The 19,553-nt window shown below is 66.9% G+C and carries 20 protein-coding genes; 9 read left to right on the top strand and 11 right to left on the bottom strand.

The window, feature by feature from the left end; translation table 11 throughout:
• Nucleotides 1-29: 29 nt before the first annotated feature.
• A complete protein-coding gene (gene sbcB / locus BM345_RS10670; protein ID WP_093378982.1) occupies nt 30-1,484 on the top strand; it encodes an exodeoxyribonuclease I in 1,455 nt (484 codons plus the stop codon).
• A gap of 17 nt (nt 1,485-1,501) precedes the next feature.
• On the opposite strand, the gene BM345_RS10665 is transcribed toward sbcB, so the two are convergent.
• Nucleotides 1,502-2,062, bottom strand: coding sequence for a peroxiredoxin (locus BM345_RS10665; RefSeq protein ID WP_093378979.1), 561 nt, complete (start codon nt 2,060-2,062; stop codon nt 1,502-1,504).
• A gap of 91 nt (nt 2,063-2,153) precedes the next feature.
• Between BM345_RS10665 and BM345_RS10660 the strand changes: the two genes are divergently transcribed.
• Nucleotides 2,154-3,704, top strand: coding sequence for a phospholipase D family protein (locus BM345_RS10660; protein ID WP_254789678.1), 1,551 nt, complete (start codon nt 2,154-2,156; stop codon nt 3,702-3,704).
• Here BM345_RS10660 and BM345_RS10655 read toward each other — a convergent pair.
• Both BM345_RS10655 and BM345_RS10650 read right to left on the bottom strand, forming a co-directional pair.
• Nucleotides 3,701-4,072: a nuclear transport factor 2 family protein gene (locus BM345_RS10655; RefSeq protein ID WP_093378973.1), complete on the bottom strand. Its 372-nt coding sequence runs from the start codon at nt 4,070-4,072 to the stop codon at nt 3,701-3,703. The two genes, BM345_RS10660 and BM345_RS10655, sit on opposite strands and share 4 nt — an antisense overlap.
• A 5-nt stretch (nt 4,073-4,077) precedes the next feature.
• A complete protein-coding gene (locus BM345_RS10650) occupies nt 4,078-6,243 on the bottom strand; it encodes a sodium-translocating pyrophosphatase (protein WP_093378970.1) in 2,166 nt (721 codons plus the stop codon).
• Between the two features lie 258 nt (nt 6,244-6,501).
• Here BM345_RS10650 and ppa point away from each other — a divergent pair, with 258 nt between their 5' ends.
• Entirely contained in the window at nt 6,502-7,029 is a 528-nt protein-coding gene (gene ppa / locus BM345_RS10645; RefSeq protein ID WP_093378967.1) for an inorganic diphosphatase, read from the top strand.
• A 75-nt stretch (nt 7,030-7,104) separates the two neighbouring features.
• Here the strand turns inward: ppa and BM345_RS10640 are convergent, their stop codons facing one another.
• A complete protein-coding gene (locus BM345_RS10640) occupies nt 7,105-8,286 on the bottom strand; it encodes a GNAT family N-acetyltransferase (RefSeq protein ID WP_093378964.1) in 1,182 nt (393 codons plus the stop codon).
• A 2-nt stretch (nt 8,287-8,288) separates the two neighbouring features.
• On the bottom strand, nt 8,289-9,230 hold the full coding sequence (locus BM345_RS10635; RefSeq protein ID WP_093378961.1) for a DMT family transporter: 942 nt from the start codon (nt 9,228-9,230) through the stop codon (nt 8,289-8,291).
• A 108-nt stretch (nt 9,231-9,338) separates the two neighbouring features.
• Between BM345_RS10635 and BM345_RS10630 the strand changes: the two genes are divergently transcribed.
• Both BM345_RS10630 and BM345_RS10625 read left to right on the top strand, forming a co-directional pair.
• The gene (locus BM345_RS10630) at nt 9,339-11,027 is read left to right on the top strand and encodes an NAD+ synthase (protein ID WP_093378958.1); all 1,689 of its coding nucleotides are present in this window, start codon (nt 9,339-9,341) and stop codon (nt 11,025-11,027) included.
• Nucleotides 11,024-11,362, top strand: a complete 339-nt coding sequence (locus BM345_RS10625) for a P-II family nitrogen regulator (protein WP_093378955.1) — start codon at nt 11,024-11,026, stop codon at nt 11,360-11,362. The genes BM345_RS10630 and BM345_RS10625 overlap by 4 nt, the downstream gene beginning before the upstream one ends.
• A 50-nt stretch (nt 11,363-11,412) precedes the next feature.
• Here BM345_RS10625 and BM345_RS10620 read toward each other — a convergent pair whose 3' ends face one another.
• The 6 genes from BM345_RS10620 to BM345_RS10595 all read right to left on the bottom strand — a co-directional run bounded on the left by BM345_RS10620 (nt 11,413) and on the right by BM345_RS10595 (nt 14,813).
• Entirely contained in the window at nt 11,413-12,015 is a 603-nt protein-coding gene (locus BM345_RS10620; RefSeq protein ID WP_093378952.1) for an LOG family protein, read from the bottom strand.
• An 18-nt stretch (nt 12,016-12,033) separates the two neighbouring features.
• Complete coding sequence (locus BM345_RS10615; protein ID WP_093378949.1) at nt 12,034-12,432, bottom strand: diacylglycerol kinase; 399 nt, start codon at nt 12,430-12,432, stop codon at nt 12,034-12,036.
• The gene (locus tag BM345_RS10610) at nt 12,425-12,940 is read right to left on the bottom strand and encodes an RDD family protein (RefSeq protein ID WP_302847517.1); all 516 of its coding nucleotides are present in this window, start codon (nt 12,938-12,940) and stop codon (nt 12,425-12,427) included. Before BM345_RS10610 ends, BM345_RS10615 begins: the two co-directional genes overlap by 8 nt.
• A gap of 79 nt (nt 12,941-13,019) precedes the next feature.
• Nucleotides 13,020-13,820 carry a DUF3106 domain-containing protein gene (locus tag BM345_RS10605; RefSeq protein WP_093378944.1) on the bottom strand — a complete coding sequence of 267 codons (801 nt, stop codon included), beginning with the start codon at nt 13,818-13,820 and terminating at the stop codon, nt 13,020-13,022.
• Nucleotides 13,810-14,250 carry a DUF3619 family protein gene (locus BM345_RS10600; protein ID WP_254789677.1) on the bottom strand — a complete coding sequence of 147 codons (441 nt, stop codon included), beginning with the start codon at nt 14,248-14,250 and terminating at the stop codon, nt 13,810-13,812. Before BM345_RS10600 ends, BM345_RS10605 begins: the two co-directional genes overlap by 11 nt.
• Entirely contained in the window at nt 14,247-14,813 is a 567-nt protein-coding gene (locus BM345_RS10595) for an RNA polymerase sigma factor (RefSeq protein ID WP_093378941.1), read from the bottom strand. The genes BM345_RS10600 and BM345_RS10595 overlap by 4 nt, the downstream gene beginning before the upstream one ends.
• A gap of 298 nt (nt 14,814-15,111) precedes the next feature.
• On the opposite strand from BM345_RS10595, the gene BM345_RS10590 reads away from it, so the two are divergent.
• The 4 genes from BM345_RS10590 (at nt 15,112) to pssA (ending at nt 19,502) form a co-directional block, all read left to right on the top strand.
• Nucleotides 15,112-16,896 (top strand): acetolactate synthase 3 catalytic subunit, encoded by a 1,785-nt coding sequence (locus BM345_RS10590; protein WP_093378938.1) that lies wholly within the window; start codon nt 15,112-15,114, stop codon nt 16,894-16,896.
• Between the two features lie 130 nt (nt 16,897-17,026).
• Nucleotides 17,027-17,518 (top strand): acetolactate synthase small subunit, encoded by a 492-nt coding sequence (gene ilvN, locus BM345_RS10585; protein WP_093378935.1) that lies wholly within the window; start codon nt 17,027-17,029, stop codon nt 17,516-17,518.
• Between the two features lie 47 nt (nt 17,519-17,565).
• On the top strand, nt 17,566-18,582 hold the full coding sequence (gene ilvC / locus BM345_RS10580; protein WP_093378933.1) for a ketol-acid reductoisomerase: 1,017 nt from the start codon (nt 17,566-17,568) through the stop codon (nt 18,580-18,582).
• A 95-nt stretch (nt 18,583-18,677) separates the two neighbouring features.
• Nucleotides 18,678-19,502 (top strand): CDP-diacylglycerol--serine O-phosphatidyltransferase, encoded by an 825-nt coding sequence (gene pssA / locus BM345_RS10575; RefSeq protein ID WP_093378930.1) that lies wholly within the window; start codon nt 18,678-18,680, stop codon nt 19,500-19,502.
• Nucleotides 19,503-19,553 lie beyond the last annotated feature (51 nt).

The following is a 19,553-nucleotide window of genomic DNA, read 5'->3' as shown; positions in this document are numbered from 1 at the left end:
CGGCCGACCCGAGTTTTCCTCATCTGCGCATGTCTTCTTCCCCCGCTCTCACCTATTTCTGGCACGACTACGAGACCTTCGGCGTCAATCCGCGGCGCGACCGCCCGGCGCAGTTTGCCGGCATCCGCACCGACGCCGAACTCAACGAGATCGGCGAGCCGCTCATGCTGTACTGCCAGCCGGCGCCCGACTTCCTGCCCGACCCGGGGTCCTGCCTGCTGACCGGCATCACGCCGCAGCAGTGCCTGGAACGCGGCGTGCCCGAGCACCAGTTCGCCGCGCGCATCGAGCGCGAACTGGCGCAGCCCGGCACCATCGGCGTGGGCTACAACACCATCCGCTTCGACGACGAGGTCACGCGCTTCCTGTTCTGGCGCAACCTGATGGACCCCTACGCGCGCGAGTGGCAGAACGACAGCGGCCGCTGGGACCTGCTGGACGTCGTGCGCCTGACCTACGCGCTGCGCCCCGACGGCATCGAGTGGCCGCGACGGGAAGACGGCTCCCCCAGCTTCAAGCTGGAAGACCTCAGCCGGGCCAACGGCCTGGTGCACGAGGCGGCGCACGATGCGCTGTCGGACGTGCGGGCCACCATCGCGCTGGCGCGGCTCATCCGCGAGCGCCAGCCCAAGCTCTTCGACTTTGCCTTCGCCCTGCGCAAGAAGGAGCGCGTGGCGACCGAGCTGGGCCTGCCGGCGGTGCGGGGCAGCGTCAGGCCCTTCCTGCACGTGTCGGGCATGTTCCCGGCCGAGCGCGGCTGCCTGGCCGTGATGTGGCCGCTGGCCAGCCATCCGAGCAATCGCAACGAACTGCTGGCCTGGGACCTGTCGCAGGACCCCACCGGACTCGCCACGCTGGATGCCGCGACGATCCGCGAGCGCATGTTCACCCGCAGCGCCGACCTTCCCGAGGGCGTGACGCGCCTGCCTATCAAGAGCGTGCACCTGAACAAGTCGCCCATGGTGGTGGGCAACCTGCGCACACTCAGCGACGCCATGGCGCAGCGCTGGCAGATCGACATGCCGCAGGCCATGCGCCATGCCGAGCTGGCGGCGCAGCTGCCGGACATGAGCGCCATCTGGCCCGAGGTCTTTGCGCGGCCCAAGGAAGCCAGCCTGGACGTCGATGAAGACCTGTATGGCGGCTTCGTCGGCAACGAGGATCGCCGGCGGCTGGAACGCCTGCGCGGCATGGCGCCGGCCGAGCTGGCCCGCGCGCGCAGCGGCTTCGACGATCCGCGGCTGGAAGAACTGCTGTTCCGCTACCGCGCCCGCAATTTCCTCGATACGCTGTCGCCGGAGGAGGCGGAGCGCTGGGAGCAGCACCGCGCGGCGCGGCTGCTGGAAGGCGAGGGCGGGGCACGCAACGTCGACGCCTATTTCGCCCAGATCGACGAACTGGCGCAGCAGGCGCAGGACGAGCGCACCGAGAACCTGCTGTCCGAGCTCTACGACTACGCCGAGGCGATCACGCCCTCGGCCTGATGCCGGGCAGCCCGCGGCTACTTCCTGTCGCGGTTCTGCGGCAGGTCCTTGACGGCCGCGAGCATCTTCTCGACGTGCTTGAAGGGGTTGAGGCTCTGGTAGAAATAGGCCACCTTGCCATTGGGCGCCACCACGTAGGAGACGCGGTTGGCATAGTCGGGCCGGGTCTGCATCAGCGCGTCGAAGCCCTTGCTGATGTCCTTGTTGGCGTCGGAGGCCACCGGGAACTTGCCCTGGCAGGTCTGGCTGGAGAACTTCGACAGCGTGTCCATGTCGTCGGTAGACACGCCGATCACGGTGGTGCCCAGGGCCTTGAACTGGTCCATGGCCTCGGCGAAGGCATGGGCCTCGATCGAGCAGGCGGTGGAGAAGGCGGCAGGAAAGAAATACACCACCACCGGCCCCTTGGACAGTTCCGTCGCCAGTGAATACGTGAAGGGCTTGCCGTCCAGTGCTGCCGGCGCATTGAACTTCGGGGCCGACTCGCCGATGTCGAGTGCGGCCTGGGCTGGCAAGCCGGCCAGAATTGCGGGCATCATCGCCAGCGTTGCAAATACCTTTTGGATCGAACGCGTCATGTTCAGAGTCTCGCAGTGGGTCGCCGGCATCTTATTCGGATGGCTGGCTCCGCGCAGGCGCGCCGCGCCGACGGCCCCCTGGCTGGCGCGGTTGCTTCTTGCTCTCGGCACCTGCCTGGTGCTGGCGAGCTGCGGCAGCTTGCCGCCGCAGGAGCGTGCCAGCGAGCCGGCCCTGGCGCTGCCGATGGACCCGAACACGCCCTTGGCCAGGATCGTGGATTCGTCGACCCCTCCGGACGAGCACTCGGGCTTCCGCCTCATGCCGCTGGGCGTCTATTCGCTGGACGCACGCATCGAGCTGGCCAAGCGCGCCCAGCGCTCGCTCGACGTGCAGTACTACGTCATCGCCAACGACGGCACCGGCCGCCTGCTGCTGCGCCACCTGAAGGAGGCAGCCTTGCGCGGCGTGCGCGTGCGGCTGCTGGTGGACGACCTCTACACCGCCACCACCCAGGAACTGCTGATGGCGCTGAAGGCCACGCCCAACGTGGAGGTGCGCCTGTTCAACCCTTTCTGCTGCGGGCGCGACGGTCTCGTAAGCCGATTTGCCTCGTCGCCGCTGGACATCACCCGCCTGAACCACCGCATGCACAACAAGCTGTTCATCGCCGACGGCGTGATCGGCGTGGCAGGCGGGCGCAACATCGCCGACGAGTACTTCACGCTCAACACCGCGCAGAACTTCGTCGACATGGACGCCCTGTTCATGGGCAAGGTGGTGCGGCAGCTCGAAGGCATCTTCGACGACTACTGGAACAGCGAGGAGGTCTATCCCATCGAGCGCATCGTTGCGCCGCACGCCGCGCGGGCGGCCATGGCACGCGGGTTCGACGAGCAGGTGAACATGGCGGCGCCCGCCCCCAAGGTGGTGCTGCCGCCCACCGACGTGCTGGGCTACGGCCCGATCGGCGAGGAGCTGGACTCCGGGCGCATCGGCATGATCTGGGGCAAGGCCAACGCGGTGGCCGACCCGCCCGCCAAGCTGCGCTCCATGAGCGAGGACGAAGCCTTCGCCACCAGCGTCACGGCCCGCGTCTGGGCGCAGCTGATGGACGCCAAGAGCGAGGTCTACATGACCTCGCCCTACCTGGTGCCGGGCGAGCGCGGCATGGAAGCCTTCGAGGCCCTGTGCAAGCGCAACGTCAAGGTCACGCTGCTGACCAACTCGCTGGCCGCCAACGACGAGCCGCTGGTGCACGGCGGCTACATGCGCTATCGCGAGCGCATGCTCAAGGCGGGCGTGGACCTGTACGAGCTGAGCCCCCAGCGCACCACCAGCAACAAGCGCCTGGGGATGTTCGGCAACTCACTGGGGCGGCTGCACGCGAAGACCGCGGTGCTGGACCGCGAGAAGGTGCTGCTGGGCTCGGTCAACCTCGATCCGCGCTCGGCCACCTCGAACACCGAGCTGGGCATCATGGTCGAGAGCCCGCAGCTGGCGCGCGAGCTGCTGCGCGTCATCAACATCAGCAAGCTGGAAAGCGCCTATCGTCTGCGCCTGGTGCCCGAGCGCGACGAGATCGAATGGCTCACCATGGACGAGGACAAGGAGATCATCCTGCACTTCGAACCGGAGTCCACCTGGAGCCAGCGCCTGTACAACCGGCTGCTCAGCCCGTTGGTGCCGGAGGATCTGCTCTAGGCGCTGGGCGCGAACTGCGCCGGGTCGTAGAAGAATTCCTCCTGGGCGATGCGCTCGCCCTCCCAGCGCTGCCAGGCGAGTTCTTCCATGCGGCGCGTGCGCCCGTCGGTTCCGGTGAAAACGAAGATCCAGCGGATCACCACGTGGTCACCGTTGACGAACACGGGGTGCACGCAGGTCGACTCCACATGGGCAGTGCGGGCGAGCACCGCCTTCTCGTGCGCCACCAGCACATCGCGGCCACGCCGGGGCTCGGCCTGGTTCTCGCGCATGCTGGCGTTCCCGGTGTAGTAGTCCTCGATGGCCCGCGCATGCGCGCCGCCCTCGACCGCGGCGATGAAAGCCTCGAGCGTGGCGGCGCTGGGCATGAGGGCTACTGCTGCTTGGCCACCGGCGCGGCCACCACGGCAGCGGCCGGCGCAGAGGCCGAGACCACCATCGGTGTCGGCTGGGGTGCCGCGGCCGTTGTCTCTCCGCCATGGAACTTCACCACCAGCGGCACGATGAGCAGGGCCACGATGTTGATGATCTTGATCAGCGGGTTCACGGCCGGGCCGGCCGTGTCCTTGTAGGGGTCGCCCACGGTATCGCCCGTGACGGCCGCCTTGTGCGCCTCGCTGCCCTTGCCGCCGAAGTTGCCGTCCTCGATGTACTTCTTGGCGTTGTCCCAGGCACCGCCGCCGGTACACATCGAGATGGCGACGAACAGCCCCGTGACGATGGTGCCCATCAGCAGGCCGCCCAGCGCCTTCGGGCCCAGCAGCAGGCCGACGACGATCGGCACCAGCACCGGCAGCAGCGAGGGGATCATCATCTCCTTGATGGCGGCACCGGTCAGCATGCCCACCGCGCGGCCGTACTCGGGCTTGGCGGTGCCTTCCATGATGCCGGGGATCTCGCGGAACTGGCGGCGCACTTCCTCCACCACCGAACCGGCGGCGCGGCCCACGGCCTCCATGGCCATCGCGCCGAAGAGGTAAGGGATCAGGCCGCCGATGAACAGGCCCACGATCACCATCGGGTCGGAGAGGTTGAAGGTGATCTCGCGGCCGTAGCTTTCCAGCTTGTGCGTGTAGTCGGCAAAGAGCACCAGCGCAGCCAGGCCTGCCGAGCCGATGGCGTAGCCCTTGGTCACTGCCTTGGTGGTGTTGCCCACGGCGTCCAGCGGGTCGGTGATGTCGCGCACGGAGGAGGGCAGTTCGCTCATCTCGGCGATGCCGCCGGCGTTGTCGGTGATGGGGCCGTAGGCGTCCAGGGCCACCACGATGCCGGCCATGCTCAGCATGGAGGTGGCGGCCACCGCGATGCCGAAGAGGCCGGCCAGCGAGTACGAGGCGATGATGGCGATGCACACGAAGATCACCGGCCAGGCGGTGGAACGCATCGACACGCCCAGGCCCGCGATGATGTTGGTGCCGTGGCCGGTGGTGGATGCCTGTGCCACGTGGCGCACCGGCTTGTACTGGGTGCCGGTGTAGTACTCGGTGACCCACACCAGGGCGCCGGTCAGCACGAGGCCCACAACGCAGGCACCGAACAGGCGCATCTGGCTGCCCGTTGCCAGGACCGCGTTGTCGGGAATGAGCCATTGCGTGACGAACCAAAAGGCGATCAGCGACAGGATGCCCGCCACCGCCAGGCCCTTGTAGAGCGCCGGCATCACGTTGGTCATGCCCGGCGAGGCCTTCACGAAGAAGCAGCCGATGATCGATGCGACGATCGACACCGCGCCCAGCGCCAGCGGGTACATCACCGCGTTGAGCGGTGCCGCCGTCACCATCAGCGCACCCAGCACCATGGTGGCGATGATGGTCACGGCGTAGGTCTCGAACAGGTCGGCCGCCATGCCGGCGCAGTCGCCGACGTTGTCGCCCACGTTGTCGGCGATCACTGCCGGGTTGCGCGGGTCGTCTTCCGGAATGCCGGCCTCGACCTTGCCCACCAGATCGGCGCCCACGTCGGCGCCCTTGGTGAAGATGCCGCCGCCCAGGCGGGCGAAGATGGAGATCAGCGAGGAGCCGAAGGCAAAGCCGATCAGCGGATCGAGCAGCTTGGCCAGGCTCTGGTTCGGCGTCAGCTGGCCGTTGCCCACCAGGAACCAGAAGAAGACCGTGACACCCAGAAGGCCCAGCCCCACCACCAGCATGCCGGTGATGGCACCGCCGCGGAAGGCCACGTCCAGCGCGGGGCCGATGCCTTGCGTGGCGGCCTGGGCGGTGCGCACGTTGGCGCGCACCGAAACGTTCATGCCGATGAAGCCGCAGGCGCCCGACAGCACGGCGCCCACCACGAAGCCCACCGCGGTGGTCAGGTGCAGGAAGATGGCGATCAGGATCGCCAGCACGATGCCCACCATCGCGATGGTGCGGTACTGCTTGGCCAGGTAGGCCGCCGCGCCGGTCTGGATCGCCGCGGCGATCTCCTGCATGCGTGCGTTACCGGGGTCTTTTGAAAGAATCCAACTGCGGGCCCAGACGCCATAGCCCACGGCCAGCAGGCCGCAGACGATCGCGAGGATGAGAGGGGTGTTGCCAGTCATGCCTTTGCTTCTCCAGAAAGTTCGTTGTGACTTGTGGAGACGAAGGCATGTAGTCCGGTGCGCAACGCGTTCGGGTCAGTGCCTTCGCCGCGTTGCTTCCTCGATGCCGCCCGCTGCCTTGGAGCGGTGCGACCGATTGGCCAACGGGTGCAATTTACAGGCAAAAGACACAAATGGTGTGAAGGTGCCGTGACGCGGAAAGTAAACTTGGGGTTTGTCCGCATCCTCTTAGAACTTTCCACTCACCGAAAAAAGACAATGGCCTTCGACAAAGTCTCCCCCGGCAAAGCGCTCCCCGACAGCTTCAACGTCGTCATCGAGATCCCGATGAACGCCGACCCGATCAAGTACGAAGTGGACAAGGAATCCGGCGCGATTTTCGTCGACCGCTTCATGACCACGGCCATGTACTACCCGGCCAACTACGGCTACGTGCCGCAGACCCTGTCGGGTGACGGCGATCCGGTGGACGTGCTGGTGATCGCCCCGTACCCGCTGCTGCCGGGCGTGGTGGTGCCCTGCCGTCCCCTGGGCATCCTGATGATGGAAGACGAGGCCGGCGTGGATGGCAAGGTGCTGGCCGTGCCGACCGACAAGGTGCTGCCCATCTACAGCCACTGGAAGTCGGTGGACGACGTGAACCCGATGCGCCTGAAGGCCATCAGCCACTTCTTCGAGCACTACAAGGACCTGGAAGCCGGCAAGTGGGTCAAGGTGCTGGGCTGGGAAGGCCTCGATGCCGCCAAGAAGGAAATCATGGACGGCGTGGCGAACTACCAGAAGTAATTCAGCGCCGTTCCCTGTATCAGACCAGAACGCCTCGTCGCCTTGCGCCACGAGGCGTTCTGTCTTGGGGCGCGGTCATGGCGGCTCGTGCCGGAAGGGGCTGCGCTCGTCCAGGTGGCCCAGGTAGTTGTCGATGCCCGCACCTTCGCGCTCCAGGAAGCGTTCCACGGCATCGGCGAAGGCGGGATGCGCCAGCCAGTGCGCGCTGCTGGTGCGCACCGGCATCAGGGCGCGTGCCATCTTGTGCTCGCCCTGCGCGCCGCCCTCGAAGCGCGATACGCCGTGTTCGATGCACCACCGCAGCGGCTGGTAGTAGCAGGCCTCGAAGTGCAGGCAATCGACCCGTTCGAGCGCACCCCAGTATCGGCCGTAGGCGGCTTCGGGAACGCCGCTTGCCGCATCGTCCTGCGAAAGCGCGATCAGGCTGCTCGCGATGGGCCGGCCTTCACGCTCGGCAATGAACAGCAGCCAGGACTCGGGCATGGTGCCCGCCATGCGGCGAAAGAAGTCGGGTGTGAGGTAGGGCGGGTTGCCGTGCTCGCGGTAGGTGCGGGCGTAGCAGCGGTAGAAGAAGTCCCAGTCTGCGGCAGCGATGTCGCTTCCGCGCGCCCAGCGGAAGCTCACGCCGGCATCGCTCACCTTGCGGCGCTCCTGCCGGATCTTCTTGCGCTTGTCGTGCGAGAGGCTGGCGAGGAAGGCATCGAAGTCGCTCCAGCCCTGGTTGAGCCAGTGGAACTGCACCGTGTGGCGCAGCATCAGCCCGGCCTCGGTGCATGCAGCCAGGTCTTCGTCGGCGCCGAAGAGCAGGTGCAGCGAGGACAGCTTCTGCTCGCTGCACCAGGCCAGCAGTGCCTGCACCAGCAAGGCGCGGCTCTGCGCGTCGCCCGCGAGCAGCCGCGAGCCCGGTACCGGCGTGAAAGGCACGGCCACCAGCGCCTTGGGGTAGTAGTCGAGGCCATGCTCCTGATAGGCGTTGGCCCAGGCCCAGTCGAACACGTACTCTCCGTAAGAATGGTCCTTGAGGTACAGGGGGCACGCCGCCAGCAGGGTCTTGCCGCGCCACAAGGTGAAGAAGCGGGCCGTCCAGCCCTTGGCGCCCGCGGCGCTGCCGCTTTCATGCATGGCGGCGAGATAGGCATGGCGCATGAAGGGCGAGGGCACGGCCTGCGCGGCCAGCAGCGCGTCCCACGCGGCCGCGTCGATGTCGGCGGGCGAGCCATGCACCCGCGCGATGAGTTCGCCGCCCGACTTGGCCATGTTCAGTTCCGTCGCCCGCCCAGGCGCTCGGCGATGAAGATGCCGCCCAGCACCATCGCCAGGGCCACGCCGTGGTAGAGCGAGATGGGCTCGCCCAGCACCAGCAATGCGAGCAGCGGCCCGAAGATCGGCACCAGGTTGAGGAACACGCCCGCGCGTGCGGGCCCGATGAGGCCCACGGCCTGGATGAAGGTCACCTGCGACACGAAGGAGGGCAGCAGGCCCACGAAGGCGATCAGGGCCCAGCCCTTGGCCGTGGGTGCGAAGAACTGCCCCATGGCCACTTCGGTGGCCACCAGCGGGAGCGAGACCAGGCAGGCCACCATCGCCGTGGCGGCGAAGAACACGATGGCCGGCACCGCGGGCCGCTTGCGCAGGCCCAGCGTGTAGCCCGCGTAGAGCAGGCAGGCCAGGATCATCCAGACGTCGCCCTCGTTGAAGTCCAGCTTGGCGAGCTGATCCAGGTGGCCGTGCGATGCAACCACCGCGATGCCAGCCAGAGTCAGGATCACGCCGAACCATTGCAGTGCGCTCACGCGGGTGGCGAAGAAGAACACGCTGCCGATCAGCACCAGCACGGGGATCGCGCCCTGCAGGATCGCGATGTTGATGGCCGTGGTGTGGTGAGCCGCGGCGTAGAAGAGGGCGTTGAAGCCGGTGAAGCCCAGCGCACCCATCAGGGCGATGGCCCGCCAATGGGGCACCAGCGCGCGCCAGTGCATCCGGATCGGGCCGCGCGCGAACAATAGCAGCGCACCGCAGGAAATGCCCCAGCGCATGAAGGTCAGGAACATGGGCGACACCTCGCCCACGGCCAGCCGCGCCGCCACCGCATTGGCGCCCCAGATCAGGGTGGTGAACACCAGCAGCAGGTAGGCGTGGCTGGCGGGTCGGAGTGTCTGGGAGTCAGGAAGGCCGGGAGAGGCGGGGGGACCGGTGCGCATTGCCGCCGAGGGTAGCAGTCCATGCGCGATCGCGCCGGCCAAGCCCGCGCAAGGCCTTGGGTTGCGGGGCGAATGACATAATCGTTGCAGCCTCGACTTCCCCGTTCTATGACTCTCAAGATTGCCATCGCGCAACTCAATTACGTGGTGGGTGATCTGGCCGGCAATGCCCGCCGGATCATCGATGCGGCCCGCACGGCGCATGCGCAAGGCGCGCGCCTGCTGCTGACGCCCGAACTCTCGATCTGCGGCTACGCGGCGGAGGACCTGTTCCTGCGCCCGGCCTTCGTTGCCGGCTGCGACGCCGCGGTGCAGACGGTGGCGCGCGAGCTGGCCGGCCTCGAAGACATGACCGTGGTGGTCGGCCATCCCAGCGGCCACAGCCTGCGCAGCCGCTCGGTGGCGGTGCAGATGCGGCACAACGCAGCCAGCGTGATCCGCGGCGGCCGCATCCTCGAGACCTACGCCAAGCGCGAGCTGCCCAACTACCAGGTCTTCGACGAGCGGCGCTACTTCACGCCGGGCGAGGGCAGTTGCGTCTTCGAGGTGGGCGGCATTTCGGTGGGCCTGCTGATCTGCGAGGACGCCTGGTTCGATGCACCTGCCGACCTGGCGAAGCAATCCGGCGCCGAAGTGCTGGCCGTCATCAACGCCTCGCCCTTCCATGTCGGCAAGGAAGGCGAGCGGATCGACCGCATGGCCGATCGCGCGCGCAGCATCGGCCTGCCGCTGGTCTATGCCCACCTTGTGGGCGGGCAGGACGAGGTGGTGTTCGACGGTGGTTCGTTTGCTCTGCAGGCCGACGGCAGCCCGGCGGCGCAGGCCGCCAGCTTCAAGGAAGAGATCGCCTTCGTGGAACTCGCGCGCCAGGACGGTGCGGTGAGCGTCGTCGCGCAGCCGCTGTCCGAAGAACGCAGCGCCCACGCCCAACTCTGGGATGCCCTGGTGCTGGGCGTGCGCGACTACATCGGCAAGAACGGCTTCCCCGGCGTCCTGCTGGGGCTGTCGGGCGGCATCGATTCCGCTTTGGTGCTCGCCGTCGCGGTGGACGCCCTTGGCAAGGACAAGGTGCGCGCCGTGATGATGCCTTCGCCCTACACGGCCGACATCAGCTGGATCGATGCACGCGAGATGGCCAGCCGCCTGGGCGTGCGCTACGACGAGATCTCCATCAAGGCCACCTTCGAGTCCTTCAAGGCCACGCTGGCCGAGGAGTTCAAGGGCCTGGCCGAGGACGCGACCGAGGAGAACATCCAGGCGCGCATCCGAGGCACCTTGCTGATGGCGCTGTCGAACAAGTTCGGCTCCATCGTGCTCACCACCGGCAACAAGAGCGAGATGGCCACCGGCTACTGCACGCTCTACGGCGACATGGCGGGCGGCTTCGCGGTCATCAAGGATCTGCTCAAGACCACGGTGTTCGCGCTGGCCCGCTGGCGCAACGAGAACGACCCCTACGGCACCGGCGCCGCGCCCATTCCCGAGCGGATCATCACCCGGCCCCCCAGCGCCGAACTGCGCGCCGACCAGACCGACCAGGACAGCCTGCCGCCCTACGACATCCTGGACGGCATCCTGGCGCGCTATATGCAAGACGACGAGAGCGTCGATGCCATCATCGCCGCCGGCTACGAGCGCAGCGTGGTCGAGCGCGTGGTGCGCCTGATCAAGATCAACGAGTACAAGCGCCGCCAGGCGCCCGTCGGGATCCGGGTCACGCACCGCAGCTTCGGCAAGGATTGGCGTTACCCTATCACCAGCAAATTCAACGAAACCGCCGGGAGCACACCCAAATGAAGCAGATCACCGCCATCGTCAAACCCTTCAAGCTCGACGACGTGCGCGAGGCACTGGCCGAGGTTGGCGTCACTGGCCTCACCGTCACGGAAGTCAAGGGCTTCGGCCGCCAGAAGGGCCACACCGAGCTGTACCGCGGCGCCGAGTACGTGGTCGACTTCCTGCCCAAGATGAAGATCGAGGTGGTGGTCAACGAGGGCGACGTGGAGCGTTGCGTGGACGCCATCGTCAGCGCCGCGCGCACCGGCAAGATCGGTGACGGCAAGATCTTCGTCACCAACGTCGAGCGCGTGGTGCGCATCCGCACCGGCGAGGAAAACGAAAGCGCGGTCTGACCTTGCGCTGAAAGCACCGGCGCGGCGCGCCCGCCCGCTCGGCACGCTTCCTAGATGTTCTCGGCCAGCCGGTCGTCCTGCGAATGGCGCGGGACTTCCGCGCGCAGCGCCTCCAGCAGTTGCGCCGGCTCGGTGCCGGTGCGCACCAGGTCCATCTGCCAATCGCCCATGAAGGCCTCGCGCACGCTGTGGCGCAGGAATTCGAGCATGGCGTCGTAGTAGCCGGCCGCGTTCAGGATGCCCACCGGCTTGTCGTGATAGCCGAGCTGGCGCCAGGTCCAGATCTCGAACAGTTCCTCGTACGTTCCGATACCGCCCGGCAGGGCCAGGAAGGCGTCGGAGCGCTGCGCCATCAGCGCCTTGCGCTCGTGCATGGTGTCGACCACGTGCAGTTCGTCGCACAGGGGGTTGGCGAGTTCCTTGTCGACCAGGGCCTTGGGAATCACGCCCACCACGCGGCCGCCGGCCTCGCGCGTGGCTTCGGCCACCAGGCCCATGAGGCCGGTGCGCCCGCCGCCGTAGACGAGCTGGCCGCCCTGGCGACCGATCCATTGGCCGACGGCCTGCGCCGCGCCGGCAAATTCCGGCCGCGCGCCGGGCCGCGAGCCGCAGTAGACGCAGATGGAGAAGGGTTGGGATTGCGGGGAAGTCATCCCCCGATCATGCCGTGCTCAGGCGACGAATCGATGCCAGAGCGCGGCGGCCCAGATGCCGCCGGCCAGCAGCAGGGCCAGGAGGACGGCGGCGCTGCCGGTGTCCTTGGCACGCTTGGACAGGTCGTGCCATTCCGGCCCGATCCGGTCGATGGCGGATTCCACCGCCGTGTTGAGCAGTTCGACGATCAGCACCAGCAAGGCGCTGCCGGCGAGCGCGGCGACTTCCAGCCAGTTGCGCCCCAGCCAGAAGGACAGCGGCACCAGCACGATCGCCAGGATGGCCTCTTGACGGAAGGCGGTCTCGCCCCAGCCGGCGCGCAAGCCGTTGAAGGAGATGAGCATGGCATGCCAGATCCGGCCGAGGCCGCGGCGTCCCAGCTGGGTGTTGGCTGCCGCCGGGCGCTGCTCAGCCATGGCGTGCTGCCGCTGCTGCGTCCGCGCGCACCAGGCGGGTGCCGGCGAATGCGTCGTGCCAGAACTGGCCCAGCGGATGGAAGCGTGACAGGACCGCCCACACCGCCACCCAGCCGAAGACGATGACCATCGCCTCGCCAGGCCCCACCTTGAACAGGGACAGCATCGCCAGCGGCGGCACGAACCACAGCCAGCTGAGCAGGTAGCGCCAAAGCGCGCGCGGCTGGCTGATGGGGCGGCCTTCGCGGTCGACCACGCGGATGCCCCAGGTCTTCATGGCCAGGGTCTGGCCCCGGGACCAGAACCAGGTGAAGTACACGCCCAGCACCAGGAACAGGAAGCCCTGCAGCATCGGGTGGCGGCTGCCGTCCACGGCATTGCGCATCTGGGTGAGGGTGCTGAACAGCCAGCCGGCGACGAAGACCACGGCAAAGAGCAGCATGCCCTCGTAGAGCCAGCAGGCCATGCGGCGGCCGAGGCCGGGGGCGATCAAGGAGTGGGGAGTCACCGCGCAATTCTGCCCGGGTTCGAGTCCGGCGCTGGCGGGCAGCCCGGCGTGCACGGACGTCATCGAGGCGTCACGCGATTCAGGGCGCTTCCTGCGGCCGAGGCGGCTCCACAGGGGCTGAAGGGATCGGCGCAGCGGCCGGGGGCGTGGAAACCAATGCCGGTGCAAGCGTCGCGGCCGGTGCAATGGCCGGGGCCGCAGGTGCCTGGGCCGCGGTCGGAATCACGGGCGGCGCCAACTGGATGCGCGGCGGAAACTGGCTGCTCGCGGTGGCGGACACGCTGGGCACCGGCGCGAACTTCTGGGCCGGCACGGGGCGCACCGGCGCGGCGGCGCTGGGTGGGCGGGTGCCTGCGCGCTCAGCGAGCTTGCGCTTTTCTTCCTCGCTGAGGGCCTGGTAGGCCTCCCACTTGGCCTTGCGCTCGTCCTCCGGCGCCAGGCGCTTGACTTCGGCAAAGTTCAGGCGGGCGCGGGTCCGGTCGGAGGCGCTCAGGGCCGCCCATTCGGTCATCCGGCTGTGCAGGGTTTCTTGCTCGACCGGGCTCATGCTGTCGAAGTTGCCGGAAAGGGCGATCCACTTGCGCTTTTGAGCCGGGTGCAGCGTATTCCAGGGGCCCGCCAGGGGCTCCAGCGACTTCTGCTGGCCGGGAGTCAGTTCGCTCCAGAGTGGGCGCGTGCTGGCTGGCGCCTTGGACGCCGCGGTGGCTGGCGCCGTTGGCCCGTTGGCCACGGCTGCCGGCTTGGCCCCGGTGGACGGCCCCTCGGCTTGCGCCGACGTCGGGCCCAGCAGGCCGGCCAGACCAAGCGCGAGCGGCCAGCCTGCCAACGCCCTGGGGGCGGGCCACTGCCCGGTGAGGATACGGAAGCGGTCAGTGGCCAAGGCCGTCGTCACCCTTCAGGAACTGGGCAAAGCCCGGGTCGGTGTAGGCAGCAGGCGGCAGATCACCGGTGAGCAGCGCGGCATCGACCTCGGCCACCTCGCTGGCGCGGTTGTCGTCTTGCATGACGCTGATGGCCACCAGGCCGGCGGCCAGGGCCACCAGCGGCACGACCGAGGCGATCCGGGTGAACCAGCCGCCGCCAAGCACCAGGGCGCCGCCGCGGGTGACGGAGGTGACCACCGGGGCGGTCTGCGTCTGCACCAGCTTGCGGCGCGCAGCCGCCTGCACCCGCGCGGCGCGCAGGCGTTCGGCGATGTCGTACGGCAGGTCGTCGGCCCCGGCCGACAGGCGTTGGGCGACGCGCGCGCCGAAGCGCGCCTCCAGGCCACCGGACCCGGAGGGGGAGATGGATATGCGACTCGTGCTCACAGTTGGATTCCCTTGGCCTTGAGCGCGCGGCTCAATGCATGAACGGCGCGCGAACAATGGGTCTTGACGCTGCCCTCTGAACATCCCATGGCTGCCGCCGTCTCGGCGACATCCAGTTCTTCCCAGTAACGTAGCAGGAAGGCTTCCCGTTGACGCCCGGGCAGCGCCTCGATCTCCGATTCGATCTCACGCAGGATCTGGGCCCGCCGGGTGGTGTCCTCGGCGCTTTCGGACTCCCGGGTGTCCGCAACGGGGGACAGGTTCTCCAGCAGGTCGAAATCGCCGTCCTCGTCCGCCGTCTCGAAGTCGCTCAGGTTCGAAAACAGGGCACGGCGGGTCTTCTGGCGGCGGAACCAGTCCAGGGTGCAGTTGGACAGGATGCGCTGGAACAGCATCGGCAGTTCGTTGACCGGCTTGTCGCCATAGTGCTCGGCGAGCTTCATCATGCTGTCCTGCACGATGTCCAGGGCCGCCTCCTCGTCGCGCACGTGGTACACCGAGCGCTTGAAAGCGCGTCGCTCGACACTCTTGAGGAAGTCGGAAAGTTCTTTTTCGGTGGCCAAACGAGGAAGGGGGCGCAGCGCGCTTCGTGGGTGTCGTGCCCTGTGATGGCCTGCTCGGCGACAGGCTCTTGTTGCAGCGGCGAATTATGCCCCGGGGCGCTGTTTGCCGGGCGGCGCCCGGGAGGTGGTCCGCGCGTCTGTCATAATCCTGGTTGCAAGTCAAAAGGCAAACGGGTCATAGTCCGGCGAAAACTCATTCGTCCATGGCTATGGTCTTAAGTCCCGATGCGGCTTCAAAAGAGCTGGCAAAGGGGCACCGTAGGTTTTTCGTTCCCGAAAATCACACAGGTTCATCATCATGGAAATCTCCAAGGCGGAACTCTCCTCCGCAGCCGCCGCTTCCTCCGGGATGGGCGCACAAAGCGAAGAACTCATGGGCGCGGAAGTGCTGGTCAAGGCACTCCAGGCAGAAGACGTCAAGTTCGTCTGGGGCTACCCCGGCGGCGCCGTGCTCTACATCTACGACGCCTTCTACAAGCAGGACACCATCCAGCACGTGCTGGTGCGACACGAGCAGGCGGCCGTGCATGCGGCCGACGGCTATGCGCGCGCCACCGGTGACGTGGGCGTGGCCCTGGTCACCTCCGGCCCCGGCCTGACCAATGCGGTGACCGGCATCGCCACGGCCTACATGGACTCGATCCCGATGGTGATCATCGCAGGCCAGGTGCCGACCCCGGCCATCGGCCTGGACGCCTTCCAGGAGTGCGACACCGTCGGCATCACCCGGCCCATCGTCAAGCACAACTTCCTCGTCAAGGACGCCAAGGATCTGGCGATGACGATGAAGAAGGCCTTCCACATCGCACGCACCGGCCGGCCCGGTCCGGTGGTGGTGGACGTGCCCAAGGACGTCTCCTTCAAGAAGGTCGCCTACCACGGCTACCCCGAGAAGGTGGAAATGCGCTCGTACAACCCGGTGCGCAAAGGCCACGGCGGCCAGATCCGCAAGGCACTGCAACTGCTGCTGACGGCCAAGCGCCCCTACATCTACAGCGGCGGCGGCGTGCTGCTGGGCAACGCCACGCAGGAACTGCGCACCCTGGTTGACATGCTCGGCTACCCGGTCACCAACACGCTGATGGGCCTGGGCGCCTATCCGGCGAGTGACCGCAAGTTCCTGGGCATGCTGGGAATGCACGGCACGCTGGAAGCCAACCAGGCGATGCAGAACTGCGACGTGCTGCTGGCCGTGGGCGCGCGCTTCGACGACCGCGTGATCGGCAACCCCAAGCATTTCGCGCAGAACGAACGCAAGATCATCCACGTCGACATCGACCCGTCGAGCATCTCCAAGCGAGTGAAAGTCGACATTCCGATCGTTGGCGACGTGAAGGACGTGCTCACCGAATTGATCGCCATGATCCGCGAGAGCGACACCCGCCCCGATGCAGAGGCGCTGTCCGGCTGGTGGAAGGCGATCGAGGGCTGGCGCAGCCGCGACTGCATGAAGTACGACCGCGATAACACCGAGGTCATCAAGCCGCAGCGCGTGGTCGAGACGCTGTGGAACCTGACGAAGGACAGCGATGCGTACATCACGTCCGACGTGGGCCAGCACCAGATGTGGGCCGCGCAGTACTACCGCTTCGATGAGCCGCGCCGCTGGATCAACTCCGGTGGCCTGGGCACCATGGGCGTGGGCATTCCCTACGCGATGGGCATCAAGCTCGCCAAGCCCGACTCGGAAGTGTTCTGCATCACCGGCGAAGGCTCGGTGCAGATGTGCATCCAGGAACTGTCGACCTGCCTGCAGTACAACACGCCGATCAAGATCGTCTCGCTGAACAACCGCTACCTGGGCATGGTGCGCCAGTGGCAGGAGATCGAGTACTCCGGCCGCTACAGCCACAGCTACATGGACGCGCTGCCCAACTTCGTGAAGCTGGCCGAGGCCTATGGCCACGTCGGCATGCTGATCGAGCGGCCGCAGGACGTGGAGCCGGCGCTGCGCGAGGCGCGCAAGCTCAAGGACCGCACCGTGTTCATGGACTTCCGCACCGACCCCACCGAGAACGTGTTCCCGATGGTGCAGGCCGGAAAGGGCATCACCGAAATGCTGATGGGGTCCGAGGACCTGTAACGGACGACAGGCCGTTCCGCACCTGCGGAGTCGGCTACTTGATCAATCTAAATCTGACAAATCTATTGCCCGCCGAGCCTGCGCATTACCGTGCGCAGGGGAGGGCGGCGAAAAGAGGAGTCACGCAAACATGAAGCACATCATCGCTGTCCTGCTGGAAAACGAGCCCGGCGCTCTTTCCCGCGTCGTGGGCCTGTTCTCGGCCCGCGGCTACAACATCGAATCGCTCACCGTCGCGCCGACGGAAGACCCGAGCCTTTCGCGCATGACGATCCAGACCACCGGTTCGGACGACGTCATCGAGCAGATCACCAAGCACCTGAATCGCCTCATCGAGGTGGTGAAGGTGGTCGACCTCACCGAAGGCGCCTACACCGAGCGCGAGCTCATGATGGTGAAGGTGCGCGCGGTGGGCAAGGAGCGCGAGGAGATGAAGCGCATGGCCGACATCTTCCGCGGCCGCATCATCGACGTGACCGACAAGAGCTACACCATCGAACTCACTGGCGACATGGGCAAGAACGACGCGTTCCTGGACGCGATCGAGCGCAGCGCCATCCTGGAAACCGTGCGCACCGGGCCGAGCGGCATCGGCCGCGGCGAGCGCATCCTGCGCGTCTGAGGCACTCACGCCACAACATACCGAATCGAATCTACGAAGGAGCAATCATGAAGGTTTATTACGACAAGGACGCTGACCTGAGCCTGATCAAGGGCAAGACCGTCGCGATCATCGGCTACGGCTCTCAGGGCCATGCACACGCGCAGAACCTGAACGACAGCGGCGTGAAGGTCGTGGTCGGCCTGCGCAAGGGCGGCGCTTCCTGGCCCAAGGTCGAGAAGGCCGGCCTGAAGGTCGCCGAAGTGGCCGATGCGGTGAAGGCCGCCGACGTCGTCATGATCCTGCTGCCCGACGAGCAGATCGCCAGCGTCTACAAGAACGACGTGGCGCCCAACATCAAGGAAGGCGCTTCGCTGGTCTTCGCCCACGGCTTCAACGTGCACTACGGCTTCGTGCAGCCGCGCGCCGACCTGGACGTGTGGATGGTCGCCCCCAAGGCCCCCGGCCACACCGTGCGCAGCACCTACAGCCAGGGCGGCGGCGTGCCCCACCTGGTGGCCGTGCACCAGGACAAGAGCGGCAAGGCCCGTGACCTGGCTCTGAGCTACGCCACCGCCAACGGCGGCGGCAAGGCCGGCATCATCGAGACCAACTTCCGCGAAGAAACCGAGACCGACCTGTTCGGCGAGCAGGCCGTCCTGTGCGGCGGCACCGTCGAGCTGATCAAGGCCGGCTTCGAGACGCTGGTGGAAGCCGGCTACGCGCCCGAAATGGCCTACTTCGAGTGCCTGCACGAACTCAAGCTGATCGTCGACCTGATCTATGAAGGCGGCATCGCCAACATGAACTACTCGATCTCGAACAACGCGGAATACGGCGAGTACGTCACCGGCCCGCGCATCGTGACCGAGGAGACTAAGGCCACCATGAAGAAGGTGCTCAAGGACATCCAGACCGGCGAATACGCCAAGAGCTTCGTGCTGGAGAACGCCGGTGGCGCCCCCACGCTCATCAGCCGCCGCCGCCTGAACGCCGAGCACCAGATCGAGGTGGTGGGCGAGAAGCTGCGCGCCATGATGCCCTGGATCAAGAAGAACAAGCTGGTCGACCAGACCCGTAACTGAGCCTCGGGGCTCGAAATGGAAGGCCACCCTCGCGGTGGCCTTTTTCATTGGCGCGCGCCGGATTCCCCGGTGGCGCTGAACTACACTTCGCCCCCATGCATGACGACACCCCGTTGATGTCCGCGGAGCCCAGGAAGCGGCGCAAGGGCATCTACATCCTGCCGAACCTGTTCACGCTCGCCGCGCTGTTCGGTGGCTTCTACGCCATCGTGATGGCGATGAATGCGCGCTTCGACCAGGCGGCGCTGGGCGTGTTCGCCGCGATGATCCTCGACAGCCTGGACGGCCGCGTCGCGCGCATGACCAACACGCAGAGCGCCTTCGGCGAGCAGATGGATTCGCTCTCGGACATGGTGTCCTTCGGTGCGGCGCCGGCGCTGATCGCCTACGAGTGGTCGCTCAAGGGGCTGGGCCGCTGGGGCTGGATTGCCGCCTTCGTCTACTGCGCTTGTGCGGCGCTGCGCCTGGCGCGCTTCAACGTCAACACCGGCGTGATCGACAAGCGCTGGTTCCAGGGCCTGCCGTCGCCGGCCGCCGCCGCGCTGGTCGCTGGCTTCATCTGGCTGATGACCGAGTGGGGCCGCCGCGGCAGCGACGTGCTCTACCTCAGCTGGAACCAGATCACCTGGATCACCTTCGGCTTCACCCTGTACGCGGGCCTGTCCATGGTGACCAACGCGCCGTTCTACAGCTTCAAGGACGTGCAGATGAAGCGCAGCGTGCCCTTTGCGGCCATCGTGCTCATCGCGCTGGGCATCGCCGTCATCAACATCCATCCGCCCACGGTGCTGTTCGGCCTCTTCATGGCCTATGGCCTGAGCGGCTACGTGGTCTACGGCTGGCGCAAGGCCAAGGGCCAGCAGACCAGCGTGATCAGTGTCTCGACCGACGAGCCGGATGAGCGGGGGTTGCATAACTAGCCGGCAAGTTGTGCTAGAGTTACGCCACCATGCAAAAGATTTCGCTGGCCC

It is taken from the genome of Variovorax sp. OV329 (genome assembly GCF_900114785.1).
Lineage (GTDB): Bacteria > Pseudomonadota > Gammaproteobacteria > Burkholderiales > Burkholderiaceae_C > Variovorax.
Note: the sequence above shows the minus strand (reverse complement) of the source record. Positions and strands in the feature narration are given on the sequence as shown.